At 67.0% G+C, this 17,311-nt stretch carries 2 protein-coding genes; both read left to right on the top strand.

All coding sequences use genetic code 11. The features are described 5' to 3' along the window. Window positions 1-4,911: non-ribosomal peptide synthetase (locus QX034_RS27385; RefSeq protein WP_316196120.1), on the top strand; the 4,911-nt coding region annotated here is incomplete at its 5' end. Beyond that, entirely contained in the window at window positions 4,911-17,300 is a 12,390-nt protein-coding gene (locus tag QX034_RS27390; RefSeq protein ID WP_316196122.1) for a non-ribosomal peptide synthase/polyketide synthase, read from the top strand. The genes QX034_RS27385 and QX034_RS27390, both read left to right, overlap by 1 nt. Window positions 17,301-17,311: the final 11 nt, after the last annotated feature.

Consider the following 17,311-nt stretch of genomic DNA (forward strand, 5'->3'; position numbering starts at 1 on the left):
CCATTGTCGCCGAACGGCAAGCTCGACCGCAACGCGCTGCCGGCGCCGGAGTGGCAGGGCCGGGGCGAGATCATCGCGCCGCGCAACGCCACGGAAGAAGCGCTCGTCGCGATCTGGCGCGAGGTGCTCAAGCTGGAACGCGTCTCCGTCACCGACAACTTCTTTGAACTCGGCGGCGACTCGATCCAGTCGATCCAGGTGGTGGCGCGGGCCAAGCGGGCCGGGCTGAGCCTGACGGCGCGGCAGGTGTTCGAGCAGCAGACGATCGCAGCGCTTGCGGCGGTCGCCGGTCATGCGACGGCGGTCACGGCCGAGCAGGGGCTGGTGACCGGCGAGGTGCCGCTGAGCCCGATCCAGCACTGGTTCTTCGAGCAGGAGCTCGCAGCGCCGCATCACTTCAACCAGACGGTGCTGCTGGATGCGGCTGCGGCGCTGACGCCTGGACTGGTGAGCGAGGCAATGAGCCATCTGCTGCGCCATCACGATGCGCTGCGGCTGCGCTTCCATCGGCAGGGAGAGAGCTGGCGGCAGCTGCATGGGCAGGACGAGGCTGCCGTTCAGCTCGCCTGCGAGCCGATCGATCTCACCGAGCTTGGCGCGGCGGTGCAGCCCGCGGCGCTGAAGAAGCATGCCGACCGGCTGCAGGCGAGCCTCGATCTGGCCGATGGCCCCTTGCTTTGCGCCGGGCTGTTCGATCTCGGCTCCCAGGGCCGGCGGCTGCTGCTGATCGTGCATCACCTGGTGGTGGATGGGGTGTCGTGGCGGATCCTGCTGGAGGACCTCGCCACTGTTCTCTCGGCCTTGCAGCGGGGTGAGCCGGTCAGGCTGGCGGCAAAGACCACCTCGTTCCGGGCCTGGGCCGAACGGCTGGCGGCGCATGCCGGCTCGGAGAGCTTGCAGCGCGAGCTGGCCTATTGGCAGGGGCAGCCCTGGGCGGAGGCGTCCCGTCTGCCGCGCGACCATGACGGCGGGACCAACCGTGCCGACACGGTGCGCATGGTGAGCGTGACGCTGGATGCGGCGCAGACGCGGGCGCTGCTGCAGGACGTGCCCGGAGTCTATCACACCCAGATCAACGACGTGTTGCTGACGGCGCTGGTCGAGGCCTGTGCCGAGTGGACCGGACAACGACGGCTGTTGGTTGCGCTCGAAGGCCATGGCCGCGAGGAGCTGTTTGCCGAGCTGGACGTCTCGCGGACGGTGGGCTGGTTCACCAGCCTGTTCCCGGTGCTGCTCGAGGTCGAAGGTACATCCGATGCCGGCGCGGCGCTGAAGGTGGTGAAGGAGCAATTGCGGGCCGTGCCCCACCGCGGCATCGGCTATGGCCTGCTGCGCTATCTCGCTGGCGCAGCCGTGCCGGAGGTCAGCCCCGAGATCAGCTTCAACTATCTCGGCCAGCTCGACGGCAGCGGCGGAGCAGGGGCCTTGCGCTTTGCGCCGGAAGACGTCGGTGCCCAGCAGGACGGGCGCAACCGGCGGGCGCATCTGATCGACGTCTCCGCCCATGTCCGCGACGGCTGCCTGCAGCTGCAGTGGTTCTACAGCTCCGAGCTGCATGAGGCCGCCACGATCACGGCGCTCGCCGAGGATCATGTCGCAGCCTTGCGTGCGCTGATCGCGCACTGCGCGGCGAGTGACGGCGGCCTGACGCCGTCGGACATCCCGCTGGCCGGACTGCGCCAGGACGAGCTTGACCGCGTCGTCGCCTCAGTCGGCGGGCCACAGCAGGTCGAAGACATCTATCCGTTGTCGCCGACCCAGCAGGGCATGCTGTTCCACAGCCTCTATGCGCCCGAGAGCGCGGTCTATGTGATCTCGCTGGCCTGCCGGCTGGAAGGTGCGCTGGATGGCGATGCGTTCGAGCAGGCTTGGCAGACAGTGGTGGCCCGTCACGCGGTACTGCGCTCGGCCTTTGTCGGCCAGGATCTGGCGGTGCCGCTGCAGGTGGTGTTGCGCGCAGCGAAGCTTCCGTTCGTGCGCGAGGATTGGCGAGGCTTGCCTGCCGCCGAGCAGGAGGTGCGGTTCGAGGCCTTGCAGCAGGCCGAGCGCAGCCGCGGCTTCGACTTCGCATCTCCGCCGCTGCTGCGGCTTTGCCTGATCCGGACCGGGGATAATGACTACCGCCTGCTCTGGAACAGCCATCACATCCTGTTCGACGGCTGGTCGATCCCGCTGCTGCTCGATGAGGTGTTCGCAGCCTATGTGGCCCTGAGCCGGCGCGAGGCGCCGCAGCTGATCCCGCTGCGTCCGTTCCGCGACTACATCGCCTGGCTGCAACGCCAGGACATGGCTGCGGCGGAAGCCTATTGGCGGCAGCGTCTGGCCGGCTTCGGCACGCCGAGTTCGCTCGGGCTCGGCCGTCCTGCGGCCTCGGTGCTGACGGAGCAAAGCCAAGACCGCTATGCCGAGCAGACCTGCGAGATCGCGCTTGGCGAGATCGAGAGCTTCGCGCGTCGGCACCGGCTGACCGTCAACACGCTGGTGCAGGGGGCCTGGGCGCTGCTGCTCGGCCGCTACGGCGACAGCAATGACGTCGTGTTCGGCGTTACGGTGTCGGGCCGTCCGGCCGAGTTGCCTGAGGTGGAGCGCACGGTCGGGCTGTTCATCAACACGCTGCCGCTGCGCGTGGTGCTGCCGGAGCAGGCAAACGTGCTGGAGTTTCTGGGTGAGGTGCAGGCGCGGCAGAGCGAGCTGACCGACTACCAATACTCTCCGCTTGCCGAGGTGCAGCGCTGGAGCGAGCTGCCGGCTGCGACGCCGCTGTTCGAGAGCATCGTGGCGTTCGAGAACTATCCGGCGGAGATGTCGGCGCTGGGCGGGCTCGCCGAGACGATCCGGATCAGCGAGGTCCGTCCGCTGGAGCGCACCAATTATCCGCTGACCCTGCAGGTGACGGTCGGCGAGCAGCTCTCGTTCCGCCTGATCGCGGAGCGCGAACGGTTCGAGACAACCGCGGTCGAGCGCTTGCTCCAGCACCTGGCGCGGCTGCTGGGGGAGATCGTGGCCGATGCGGACCGGCCACTCTCGGCGCTGTCGCTATTGAGCGATGCCGAGCAGCAGCAGGTGGTGAGCGCATTCAACGCCACGGCGGCGGGTACTCCGCAAGGGCTATTGCATGAGCCGTTCGCGATCCAGGCGGCGCGCACGCCTGACAGAATCGCGCTGCGCTTTGCGGACGCCACCTTGAGCTACGGCGAGCTCGACCGCCGTGCTAACCAGCTGGCGCATCATCTGCAAGGGCTGGGTGTCGGCCCCGACGTCGTGGTCGGCGTGCTGGCCGAGCGATCGTTGGAGATGGTGGTCGCGCTGCTTGGTATTCTCAAGGCCGGCGGAGCCTATCTGCCGCTCGATCCGAGCTATCCGGCCGAGCGGCTGGCCTACATGATGGATGACGCCATGGCGCCGGTGCTGCTGACCCAGGCGAACCTGGTCGAGCGCCTGGCTGCGGGCGCGGCGAGCGTGGTGCGGCTCGATGCCGACTGGCCCGAGATCGCGCGCCATCCCGACACCGCGCCAAGCACCAGCTGCACGCCGGCCAACCTCGCTTACGTGATCTACACCTCGGGCTCGACCGGCAGGCCGAAGGGGGTGATGAACGCCCATCGCGGCATCGTCAACCGCCTGGCCTGGATGCAGGCGGCCTATCAACTCACGCCCGACGACCGGGTGCTGCAGAAGACCCCGTTCGGCTTCGACGTCTCGGTGTGGGAGTTCTTCTGGCCCTTGGCCCACGGCGCCGAGCTGGTGATCGCCCGGCCCGGCGGCCATCAGGATCCGGCCTATCTGGCCGAGCTGATCGAGCAGGCCAGGGTAAGCATCGTCCACTTCGTGCCCTCGATGCTGCAGGCCTTCCTGGAGGCTGCGGATCTGAAGCGATGCGGCTCCTTGCGCGCGACCATCTGCAGCGGCGAGGCGCTGGCGGTGGAGACGCAGAACCGCTTCCTCGACCTGCTGCCGTCGTGCCGGCTGCATAACCTCTACGGCCCGACCGAAGCTGCGGTCGACGTCAGCGCGTGGGCGTGCCGGCTGGAGCCTGCCGCCACGCAGGTGCCGATCGGCCGTCCGATCAGCAACATCCAGCTCTACGTGCTGGATCATCGCCTCAACCCGGTTCCGATCGGGGTGGCCGGCGAGCTCCATATCGGCGGCATCGGTGTTGCCCGCGGCTATCTGCGGCGGCCTGGGCTGACTGCGGAGCGGTTCGTGCCGAATCCGTTCACGCCCGGCGAGCGGCTGTACCGCACCGGGGATCTCGCGCGCTGGCGCAGTGACGGCGCGCTGGATTACCTCGGCCGCATCGATCACCAGGTCAAGATCCGCGGCTTCCGGATCGAGCTCGGCGAGATCGAGGCGGCGCTCTCGGCCCATGCCGAGGTGGAGCAGGCCGCGGTGGTGGTGCGCGAGGACAGCGGCGAGCGGCGGCTGGTCGGCTACGTCACGACACGCGACGATGCGCGCTGCGAGGCCGACGCGTTGCGCCGGCAACTGCAGGCCACGCTGCCGGACCACATGGTGCCGTCGGCGATCGTCCGGCTGGACCGGCTGCCATTGTCGCCGAACGGCAAGCTCGACCGCAACGCGCTGCCGGCGCCGGAGTGGCAGGGCCGGGGCGAGATCATCGCCCCGCGCAACGCCACCGAAGCCGCGCTCGCTGCGATCTGGCGCGAGGTGCTCAAGCGCGAACGCGTCTCCGTCACCGACAACTTCTTCGAGCTCGGCGGCGACTCGCTGTCGGCGACGCGCGCCATCGCCCGCGTGCAAAGGGAATTGCAGGTGGCCCTGCCGCTCAAGGCGATGTTCGAGACGACGACGCTTGGCCAGCTTGCCGACCGGATCGAGGTTCTTGGCTGGGCGAATGCCGGACCGCTTGCCGTCGAAGCGGAAGCCGAACTGGAGGAAGGGATCATCTGATGATTGAAAACCTGCTCTCCCTGCTGCGGCGCGACGGCGTCCAGATCTGGTCTGAAAATGGTCAGGTACGTTACCGTGCTCCTCGCGGCGTGATGACGCGCGAACGGATTGATGAGGTCCGCGCGCGTCAGCAGGAAATCACCGCGTTTCTTGAAGATATCCGCTCGCAGAACAGCGAGCTGCCGCCGGTCGTGCCTCGCTGTACGAGCGAGCTGCCCTTGTCCTTTGCACAGGAACGACTGTGGTTTCTTGAGCAACTCGGCAGTGCGGGCTCCTCCTACCATGTCGCCGTCGCACTTCGGCTCGAGGGCGAACTCGACGCGAATGCTCTTGAGCAAGCTTTGAGCGAGATCGTTTGGCGGCATGAAATGCTGCGGACCCGGTTCGAGACGGTGAGCGGGCGCGCCGTTCAGATCGTCGATCCTGCGGCGTCGTATCGGCTCGATGTCTTGGACCTCTCACATCTTTCCAGGCAGGAGCAGAACGCTGAGCTGGATCGGCAAAGCCGAGAGCACGCTGCTGAACCATTCGATCTCAGCGCGGCGCCACCCTTCCGCACCCGGCTGATCCGGCTTGGGTCCGAGCAGCACCTCCTGCTACTCGCCATGCATCACATCATCTCGGATGCGTGGTCGTCGGAGGTTCTGATCGGAGAGGTCACCGCGCTGTACCAGGCCTTCCGCGCAGGGAAGCCTTCTCCGCTCGAGCCATTACCGGTGCAATATGCTGATTATGCGCTCTGGCAGCGGCAGTGGCTCCGAGGCAACGCGCTCGAGCGCCAGCTCACCTATTGGACCGAGCGCCTGGCAGGTTCGTCTCCCCAACTCGATCTTCCGACCGATCGCTCGCGACGACCGGACCCAACGTTCGCCGGCGCTCATCATCGGATCTCCATCGCGGAGGCGACTGTCACAGCGGTTCAGCGCCTGGCCCGACAGGAGAATGCCACTCTGTTCATGGTGCTGCTATCCGCATTTCAGCTGCTGTTGTCGCGCTATTGCGGTCAGACCGACATTCTCGTCGGGTCGCCGGTCGCCGGCCGGCGCCGGCATGAGCTCGAGGGATTGATCGGCTTCTTCGCCAATATCTTGGTGCTGCGCGCGAACTGCTCCGGCCAGCAGAGCTTCAGGGAGCTGCTGCAACAGGTCAAGACGACAGTGCTCGATGCCTATGCGCATCAGGATCTGCCATTCGAGCGGCTCGTCGAAGCGCTTCAGCCGGACCGCGACATGGCTCGGCATCCGTTGGTCCAGGTGATGTTCGCGCTTCAGCAGGCGCCGTTCGAGGGGCTTGTCATTCCTGGTTTGCAACTGACGCCGATCCCTGCCGAGAATAAGCAGGCCAAGTTCGATCTGACTGTTCATGTTTACGACGCGAAGCGAGGTCTGGACGTATCGATCGAATATGCGACCGAGCTGTTCGATCAAACAACGATCGAGCGCCTGGCGTGCCACTTCGCACAACTGCTGGACGCCATTGCTGCCAATCCGGATTGGCGGATTCGCGATCTCCCGCTGCTGAGCGAATTGGAACGACGCGAGCTCTTGGTTGAATTGAACAACACTGCACGGCGCTATCCAGCCGAACGCAGCCTGCACGAGATATTTGCCGACCAAGCCGTGCGCTATCCGAATGCAATCGCGGTGGATGATGGAGGGCGCCGCATCAGCTATCGCGAGCTCGATGCCTGGAGCAACGGGATCGCCGCCGGCCTACGCGGACTTGGCATCGTTCCTGGCGCAGCCGTTGGCCTCTCCGGCGAGCGCTCGGCCGGCCTGATCGCGGGCATGCTCGGAATCCTAAAGGCCGGTGGCTGCTACGTGCCGCTCGATCCGAGCTACCCGGAGGAGCGCCTGACCTTCATGGTAAGAGACGCCGGCTTGGCTGCGGTCGTCGTTGCTCCAGGCGGATGCGCTCCGGCTGAACTGCCCTCGCTCCGCGTGGCCGATGCGCCTTATACGGATGCGCAGCCGTCGGCTGAGCTGGGCGGCGAAGCGGTCGCCTACGTAATGTATACATCGGGCTCGACTGGGCTTCCCAAGGGCATTGCGGTGCCGCATCGGGCGATCGCGCGTCTGGCCATTGGAGCCGACTACATCGCGCTCTCGCCAGGCGATCGGGTGAGCCATCTTTCGAGCCCGTCCTTTGATGCGGCCACGTTTGAATTGTGGGCGGCGCTGCTCAACGGATGCTGCATCGTCATCATTGATCGGGACACTGCACTTTCGCCGAGCCGGTTCGCCGCCACCGTGCGGGAGCGACGTCTCGATAGTGTGTTCGTGACCACGGCGCTGTTCAATCGGCTGGCGCAGGAGGCTCCTGACATCTTCGCGTCCGTCAGGGATGTGTTGTTCGGCGGTGAAGCGGCGGACCCGCAGGCCGTACGCACCGTGCTCGAGCACGGCGCGCCGCGGCGACTGCTGAATTTGTATGGACCTACTGAGGGCACAACCTTCAGCACGTGGATGGAGGTCAAGGCCGTCCCAGCTGATGCGCGAGCGATTCCGATCGGCCGTCCGATCGCCAACAGCACCTGCTACGTGCTCGATGCCGCGCTCCAGCCCGTCCCGATTGGGGTCGCGGGTGAACTCTATGTCGGTGGCGCCGGCCTCGCCCACGGCTATTGGGGCCGGCCGGCTCTGAGCGCCGAAAACTTCATCCCTGATCCGTTTGGTCGGGCCGGTGGCCGGCTCTATGCGACAGGCGACATCGTGCGCCGCCTTGCCGATGGCGCTATCGAGTATCTGATGCGGCGTGACGGCCAGGTAAAAATCCGTGGCTTCCGCATCGAACTGAGCGAGATCGAAGCCGCGTTACGGCATCATGTCGGCGTCGCGCAAGCGGCGGTCTTGGCGCGCGACACCGCGACCGGCAAGCAGCTCGTCGGCTACGTCGCGGCAAAGCCGGACCGGACGCTCTCGACAGATGCGCTGCGACAGCACCTGCAAAGGTCGCTTCCGGACTACATGGTGCCCGTGCACATCGTGGTGCTGGACTCCTTGCCGCTGACAGCGAATGGGAAAGTCGACCGTGCCGCCTTGCCGGAGCCGACGCCTCAGTCGAATGATCAGCGCACGATGCCGACGGGGGGCGTTCAGGAGGTCGTATCCGCAATCTGGTGCGACGTACTGCAGCTCTCGGAGCTGGGTGTCGACGATAACTTCTTTGCGTCCGGCGGCCACTCCTTGATCGCGGCGCAACTGATCGGACGGGTGAATGCCGTATTCCAGGTGGCGATACCTCTGCGGGCAGTGTTCGAGGCGCCGACGATCAGGATGCTGGCGACGAAGATCGATGAAGCGCAGCGCCAGCAGACCGGATTGGTTGCGCCAGCACTCGTCCCAGGGCCACGCGTCCGGACTCTTCCGCTGTCGTATGCCCAGGAGCAGCTCTGGTTTCTCGACCAGGTCGAAGATGTAGGGGCGGCCTATAATATGGCTGGTGCGCTTCGCCTCGACGGTCTGTTAGATGGGCCCGCGCTGCAGTGTGCGTTCTCAGAGATCGTGCGTCGCCATGCGAACCTGCGTACCCGCTTCGAGCTCGTGGATGGCCGCGGCGTCCAGGTGATCGACGAGACGCAGGCGTTTCGGATCGGGTTCACCGATCTTGGGGCGCTTGAGCGCGAAGAACGGCAGATCGAGGCACGCCGGCTGATCAACGATCATGCCAGGCAACCTTTCGATCTTCGCACAGGGCCGCTGCTCCGTGCCATGCTCGTCAAGCTCGGCGAACGCGAGCATCTTCTGCTGGTCAACATGCACCACATCATCTCGGATGGGTGGTCGCTCCGGGTATTGTTGCGGGAACTTGGGCTGCTCTATCGCGCCGAAGTGGAGGGGCGCACTGCGTCGCTGCCGAACCTTGCCGTTCAATACGCCGATTATGCGCTGTGGCAGCGCAACTGGCTCGATGGCGACGTTCTCAGTCGCTACGTCGACCACTGGCGCGGCCAGCTGGCTGGTGCTCCGACGACGCTGGAGTTGCCGACCGACCGGCCGCGGCCGCCGGTGCAGTCCTTTGCGGGCGCGACAGTGCCGTTCGTCGTATCAGGTGAGCTGCGTGCGCAGCTCATGGCCTTGGCACGCCGCGAAGACGCAACCTTGTATATGGTGTTCCTCGCTGCGTTCTCGCTTTTGCTCTCTCGCTACAGCGGCCAGCAGGATATTCTCGTCGGGTCTCCGGTTGCAGGTCGTTCTCGGCTGGAGCTGGAAGGCCTGACCGGAATGTTCGTCAACATGCTGGTCATGCGCTGCGAACTCTCCGGAGATCCTACGTTCAGGGATTTTCTCGGTCGGATCAAGGAGACCGCGCTCGGGGCTTATTCACACCAGGACATTCCGTTTGGGAAGCTGGTCGATGCATTGCAGCCGGAACGCGTCCTGTCGCGACATCCGCTATTCCAGGCCTGTCTGTCATTCGAGAACACGCCGTTCGACTCCCTGGAATTGCCGGGTGTCGCCGTCAGCCGGATTGAAGCCGATGCCGAACATCAGACGGCAAAATTCGATCTCACGCTGTATGTGCAGGAGGTGCCGTCCGGCATCGAATGCTCCCTCGAGTATGCGACCGATCTGTTCGATCGCGCGACCATCGACCGTGTGATCGGTCATTTTTTGCAACTTCTTGATCAGATTGCCTGCAAGCCGGACCGAGCATTGTCCGAAATCGATCTGCTGAGCGAGGCGGAGCGGCGGCGGCTGATCGTGGACTGGAACGACACCGCGGCGAGCTACCCGCAGGATGTCTGCCTGCACGAGCTGTTCGCCGCGCATGCGGAACGCCGGCCGGATGCGGTTGCGGCGATCTGGGAAGATGACGAGCTTTGCTATGGCGAGCTCGATCGCTGCGCCAACCAGCTGGCGCATCATCTGCGCGGGCTGGGCGTCGGCCCCGACGTGATCGTCGGGCTGTGTGTGGAGCGCTCGCTGGACATGGTGGTGGGGGTGCTCGGCATCCTCAAGGCGGGCGGGGCCTATCTGCCGCTCGACCCGCGCTATCCGGCCGAGCGGCTGGCCTACATGCTGGATGATGCCAAGGTTGAGGTGCTGCTGACGCAGGAGGCGCTGCTGCAGCGCCTGCCGGCGAGCGATGCGATCGTGGTGCGGCTCGATGTCGATGGACAGGCGATTGCCGCGCATCCCGAGACGGCGCCGATGAGCGGTGTCGATGCCGATCATCTGGCCTATGTGATCTACACCTCGGGCTCGACCGGCAAGCCGAAGGGGGTGATGATCAGCCATCGCGGCATCATGAACCTTGCCGACGCGCAGCTGGCACGGCTGCCGCTGGAGGAGAGCGACCGCATCCTGCAGTTCGCCTCGATCAGCTTCGATGCGGCGGTGTGGGACCTGGTGATGAGCTGGCGGGTCGGGGCGGCGCTGGTGCTGGCGGCCCAGCACGAGCTGATGCCGGGCGAGCCGTTGCGCGAGCTGCTGCTGCGGCAGCGCATCAGCACGGTGCTGCTGCCGCCGGCGGCGCTGGCCGCCTTGCCTGTCGCCGAGTTCAAGGATCTGAAGACGCTGCTCGTCGGCGGCGAGGCCTGCTCGGCGGAGCTGTTGCGGCCATGGCTGGCGGGGCGGCAGGTATTCAACGCCTATGGTCCGACCGAAGCCAGCGTGTGCACCACCATGTTCCGCTGCGACGGCGCTGGCCGGCCGCCGATCGGCCGTCCGTTGCCGAACACCAGGAGCTATGTGCTGGACCGGCGACTGCAGCCGGTGCCGGTCGGGGTGGCCGGCGAGCTCCATATCGGCGGCATCGGTGTCGCGCGCGGCTATCTGCGGCGGCCGGGGCTGACGGCGGAGCGCTTCCTGCCGAACCCGTTCACGCCCGGCGAGCGGCTGTACCGCACCGGAGACCTGGTGCGCTGGCGCGCCGATGGCGAGCTGGAGTTCTTGGGGCGGCTGGATAGCCAGGTGAAGCTGCGTGGCTTCCGCATCGAGCTCGGCGAGATCGAGGCGGCGCTATCGGCGCAGGACGGCGTTGCGCAGGCTGCAGCCGTCATACGCGAGGATGGCGCCGGCAAGCGGCTTGCCGCCTATGTGGTGGCGGATCCGGAAGCCTCGACCGACATCAGCGAGCTGCGCCGCCAATTGCAACAGATGCTGCCGGACTACATGGTGCCGTCGGCGATCGTGCGGCTGGACCGGCTGCCATTGTCGCCGAACGGCAAGCTCGACCGCAACGCGCTGCCGGCGCCGGAGTGGCAGGGCCGGGGCGAGATCATCGCGCCGCGCAACGCCACGGAAGAAGCGCTCGTCGCGATCTGGCGCGAGGTGCTCAAGCTGGAACGCGTCTCCGTCACCGACAACTTCTTTGAACTCGGCGGCGACTCGATCCAGTCGATCCAGGTGGTGGCGCGGGCCAAGCGGGCCGGGCTGAGCCTGACGGCGCGGCAGGTGTTCGAGCAGCAGACGATCGCAGCGCTTGCGGCGGTCGCCGGTCATGCGACGGCGGTCACGGCCGAGCAGGGGCTGGTGACCGGCGAGGTGCCGCTGAGCCCGATCCAGCACTGGTTCTTCGAGCAGGAGCTCGCAGCGCCGCATCACTTCAACCAGACGGTGCTGCTGGATGCGGCTGCGGCGCTGACGCCTGGACTGGTGAGCGAGGCAATGAGCCATCTGCTGCGCCATCACGATGCGCTGCGGCTGCGCTTCCATCGGCAGGGAGAGAGCTGGCGGCAGCTGCATGGGCAGGACGAGGCTGCCGTTCAGCTCGCCTGCGAGCCGATCGATCTCACCGAGCTTGGCGCGGCGGTGCAGCCCGCGGCGCTGAAGAAGCATGCCGACCGGCTGCAGGCGAGCCTCGATCTGGCCGACGGCCCCTTGCTGCGCGCGGCGCTGTTCGATCTTGGGGAGCAGGGCATGCGGCTGCTGCTGATCGTGCATCATCTGGTGGTGGACGGGGTGTCGTGGCGGATCCTGCTGGAGGACCTCGCCACTGTTCTCTCGACGCTGCAGCGGGGCGAGCCGGTCAGGCTGGCGGCGAAGACCACCTCGTTCCGGGTCTGGGCCGAACGGCTGGCGGCGCATGCCGGCTCGGAGAGCTTGCAGCGCGAGCTGGCCTATTGGCAGGGCCAGCCCTGGGCGGAGGCGTCCCGTCTGCCGCGCGACCATGACGGCGGGACCAACCGTGCCGACACGGTGCGCATGGTGAGCGTGACGCTGGATGCGGCGCAGACGCGGGCGCTGCTGCAGGACGTGCCCGGAGTCTATCACACCCAGATCAACGACGTGTTGCTGACGGCGCTGGTCGAGGCCTGTGCCGAGTGGACCGGACAACGACGGCTGTTGGTTGCGCTCGAAGGCCATGGCCGCGAGGAGCTGTTTGCCGAGCTGGACGTCTCGCGGACGGTGGGCTGGTTCACCAGCCTGTTCCCGGTGCTGCTCGAGGTCGAAGGTACATCCGATGCCGGCGCGGCGCTGAAGGTGGTGAAGGAGCAATTGCGGGCCGTGCCCCACCGCGGCATCGGCTATGGCCTGCTGCGCTATCTCGCTGGCGCAGCCGTGCCGGAGGTCAGCCCCGAGATCAGCTTCAACTATCTCGGCCAGCTCGACGGCAGCGGCGGAGCAGGGGCCTTGCGCTTTGCGCCGGAAGACGTCGGTGCCCAGCAGGACGGGCGCAACCGGCGGGCGCATCTGATCGACGTCTCCGCCCATGTCCGCGACGGCTGCCTGCAGCTGCAGTGGTTCTACAGCTCCGAGCTGCATGAGGCCGCCACGATCACGGCGCTCGCCGAGGATCATGTCGCAGCCTTGCGTGCGCTGATCGCGCACTGCGCGGCGAGTGACGGCGGCCTGACGCCGTCGGACATCCCGCTGGCCGGACTGCGCCAGGACGAGCTTGACCGCGTCGTCGCCTCAGTCGGCGGGCCACAGCAGGTCGAAGACATCTATCCGTTGTCGCCGACCCAGCAGGGCATGCTGTTCCACAGCCTCTATGCGCCCGAGAGCGCGGTCTATGTGATCTCGCTGGCCTGCCGGCTGGAAGGTGCGCTGGATGGCGATGCGTTCGAGCAGGCTTGGCAGACAGTGGTGGCCCGTCACGCGGTACTGCGCTCGGCCTTTGTCGGCCAGGATCTGGCGGTGCCGCTGCAGGTGGTGTTGCGCGCAGCGAAGCTTCCGTTCGTGCGCGAGGATTGGCGAGGCTTGCCTGCCGCCGAGCAGGAGGTGCGGTTCGAGGCCTTGCAGCAGGCCGAGCGCAGCCGCGGCTTCGACTTCGCATCTCCGCCGCTGCTGCGGCTTTGCCTGATCCGGACCGGGGATAATGACTACCGCCTGCTCTGGAACAGCCATCACATCCTGTTCGACGGCTGGTCGATCCCGCTGCTGCTCGATGAGGTGTTCGCAGCCTATGTGGCCCTGAGCCGGCGCGAGGCGCCGCAGCTGATCCCGCTGCGTCCGTTCCGCGACTACATCGCCTGGCTGCAACGCCAGGACATGGCTGCGGCGGAAGCCTATTGGCGGCAGCGTCTGGCCGGCTTCGGCACGCCGAGTTCGCTCGGGCTCGGCCGTCCTGCGGCCTCGGTGCTGACGGAGCAAAGCCAAGACCGCTATGCCGAGCAGACCTGCGAGATCGCGCTTGGCGAGATCGAGAGCTTCGCGCGTCGGCACCGGCTGACCGTCAACACGCTGGTGCAGGGGGCCTGGGCGCTGCTGCTCGGCCGCTACGGCGACAGCAATGACGTCGTGTTCGGCGTTACGGTGTCGGGCCGTCCGGCCGAGTTGCCTGAGGTGGAGCGCACGGTCGGGCTGTTCATCAACACGCTGCCGCTGCGCGTGGTGCTGCCGGAGCAGGCAAACGTGCTGGAGTTTCTGGGTGAGGTGCAGGCGCGGCAGAGCGAGCTGACCGACTACCAATACTCTCCGCTTGCCGAGGTGCAGCGCTGGAGCGAGCTGCCGGCTGCGACGCCGCTGTTCGAGAGCATCGTGGCGTTCGAGAACTATCCGGCGGAGATGTCGGCGCTGGGCGGGCTCGCCGAGACGATCCGGATCAGCGAGGTCCGTCCGCTGGAGCGCACCAATTATCCGCTGACCCTGCAGGTGACGGTCGGCGAGCAGCTCTCGTTCCGCCTGATCGCGGAGCGCGAACGGTTCGAGACAACCGCGGTCGAGCGCTTGCTCCAGCACCTGGCGCGGCTGCTGGGGGAGATCGTGGCCGATGCGGACCGGCCACTCTCGGCGCTGTCGCTATTGAGCGATGCCGAGCAGCAGCAGGTGGTGAGCGCATTCAACGCCACGGCGGCGGGTACTCCGCAAGGGCTATTGCATGAGCCGTTCGCGATCCAGGCGGCGCGCACGCCTGACAGAATCGCGCTGCGCTTTGCGGACGCCACCTTGAGCTACGGCGAGCTCGACCGCCGTGCTAACCAGCTGGCGCATCATCTGCAAGGGCTGGGTGTCGGCCCCGACGTCGTGGTCGGCGTGCTGGCCGAGCGATCGTTGGAGATGGTGGTCGCGCTGCTTGGTATTCTCAAGGCCGGCGGAGCCTATCTGCCGCTCGATCCGAGCTATCCGGCCGAGCGGCTGGCCTACATGATGGATGACGCCATGGCGCCGGTGCTGCTGACCCAGGCGAACCTGGTCGAGCGCCTGGCTGCGGGCGCGGCGAGCGTGGTGCGGCTCGATGCCGACTGGCCCGAGATCGCGCGCCATCCCGACACCGCGCCAAGCACCAGCTGCACGCCGGCCAACCTCGCTTACGTGATCTACACCTCGGGCTCGACCGGCAGGCCGAAGGGGGTGATGAACGCCCATCGCGGCATCGTCAACCGCCTGGCCTGGATGCAGGCGGCCTATCAACTCACGCCCGACGACCGGGTGCTGCAGAAGACCCCGTTCGGCTTCGACGTCTCGGTGTGGGAGTTCTTCTGGCCCTTGGCCCACGGCGCCGAGCTGGTGATCGCCCGGCCCGGCGGCCATCAGGATCCGGCCTATCTGGCCGAGCTGATCGAGCAGGCCAGGGTAAGCATCGTCCACTTCGTGCCCTCGATGCTGCAGGCCTTCCTGGAGGCTGCGGATCTGAAGCGATGCGGCTCCTTGCGCGCGACCATCTGCAGCGGCGAGGCGCTGGCGGTGGAGACGCAGAACCGCTTCCTCGACCTGCTGCCGTCGTGCCGGCTGCATAACCTCTACGGCCCGACCGAAGCTGCGGTCGACGTCAGCGCGTGGGCGTGCCGGCTGGAGCCTGCCGCCACGCAGGTGCCGATCGGCCGTCCGATCAGCAACATCCAGCTCTACGTGCTGGATCATCGCCTCAACCCGGTTCCGATCGGGGTGGCCGGCGAGCTCCATATCGGCGGCATCGGTGTTGCCCGCGGCTATCTGCGGCGGCCTGGGCTGACTGCGGAGCGGTTCGTGCCGAATCCGTTCACGCCCGGCGAGCGGCTGTACCGCACCGGGGATCTCGCGCGCTGGCGCAGTGACGGCGCGCTGGATTACCTCGGCCGCATCGATCACCAGGTCAAGATCCGCGGCTTCCGGATCGAGCTCGGCGAGATCGAGGCGGCGCTCTCGGCCCATGCCGAGGTGGAGCAGGCCGCGGTGGTGGTGCGCGAGGACAGCGGCGAGCGGCGGCTGGTCGGCTACGTCACGACACGCGACGATGCGCGCTGCGAGGCCGACGCGTTGCGCCGGCAACTGCAGGCCACGCTGCCGGACCACATGGTGCCGTCGGCGATCGTCCGGCTGGACCGGCTGCCATTGTCGCCGAACGGCAAGCTCGACCGCAACGCGCTGCCGGCGCCGGAGTGGCAGGGCCGGGGCGAGATCATCGCCCCGCGCAACGCCACCGAAGCCGCGCTCGCTGCGATCTGGCGCGAGGTGCTCAAGCTGGAACGCGTCTCCGTCACCGACAACTTCTTTGAACTCGGCGGCGACTCGATCCAGTCGATCCAGGTGGTGGCGCGGGCCAAGCGGGCCGGGCTGAGCCTGACGGCGCGGCAGGTGTTCGAGCAGCAGACGATCGCAGCGCTTGCGGCGGTCGCCGGTCATGCGACGGCGGTCACGGCCGAGCAGGGGCTGGTGACCGGCGAGGTGCCGCTGAGCCCGATCCAGCACTGGTTCTTCGAGCAGGAGCTCGCAGCGCCGCATCACTTCAACCAGACGGTGCTGCTGGATGCGGCTGCGGCGCTGACGCCTGGACTGGTGAGCGAGGCAATGAGCCATCTGCTGCGCCATCACGATGCGCTGCGGCTGCGCTTCCATCGGCAGGGAGAGAGCTGGCGGCAGCTGCATGGGCAGGACGAGGCTGCCGTTCAGCTCGCCTGCGAGCCGATCGATCTCACCGAGCTTGGCGCGGCGGTGCAGCCCGCGGCGCTGAAGAAGCATGCCGACCGGCTGCAGGCGAGCCTCGATCTGGCCGATGGCCCCTTGCTTTGCGCCGGGCTGTTCGATCTCGGCTCCCAGGGCCGGCGGCTGCTGCTGATCGTCCATCATCTGGTGGTGGATGGGGTGTCGTGGCGGATCCTGCTGGAGGACCTCGCCACTGTTCTCTCGGCCTTGCAGCAAGGTGAGCCGGTCAGGCTGGCGGCAAAGACCACCTCGTTCCGGGCCTGGGCCGAACGGCTGGTGGTGCATGCCGGCTCGGAGAGCTTACAGCGCGAGCTGGCCTATTGGCAGGGCCAGCCCTGGGCGGAGGCGTCTCGTCTGCCGCGCGACCATGAGGGCGGGACCAACCGTGCCGACACGGTGCGCATGGTGAGCGTGACGCTGGATGCGGCGCAGACGCGGGCGCTGCTGCAGGACGTGCCCGGAGTCTATCACACCCAGATCAACGACGTGTTGCTGACGGCGCTGGTCGAGGCCTGTGCCGAGTGGACCGGACAACGACGGCTGTTGGTTGCGCTCGAAGGCCATGGCCGCGAGGAGCTGTTTGCCGAGCTGGACGTCTCGCGGACGGTGGGCTGGTTCACCAGCCTGTTCCCGGTGCTGCTCGAGGTCGAAGGTACATCCGATGCCGGCGCGGCGCTGAAGGTGGTGAAGGAGCAATTGCGGGCCGTGCCCCACCGCGGCATCGGCTATGGCCTGCTGCGCTATCTCGCTGGCGCAGCCGTGCCGGAGGTCAGCCCCGAGATCAGCTTCAACTATCTCGGCCAGCTCGACGGCAGCGGCGGAGCAGGGGCCTTGCGCTTTGCGCCGGAAGACGTCGGCGCCCAACAGGACGGGCGCAACAGGCGGGCGCATCTGATCGACGTCTCCGCCTACGTCCGCGACGGTCGCCTGCAGCTGCAGTGGGTCTACAGTCCGGCATCTCACGACGCATCGACCATCGAGGCTCTTGCAGCGGGTCTTGTCGCATACCTGCAGGCTCTGATCGAGCACTGCGAAATCAGCGATGGCGGCTTCACGCTGTCTGATTTCCCACTCCTCCAGGGCCACCTCACTCTCTGAGATCGGAGCCG

The organism is Bradyrhizobium sp. SZCCHNR3119, from assembly GCF_032487775.1.
Classification (GTDB): domain Bacteria; phylum Pseudomonadota; class Alphaproteobacteria; order Rhizobiales; family Xanthobacteraceae; genus Bradyrhizobium.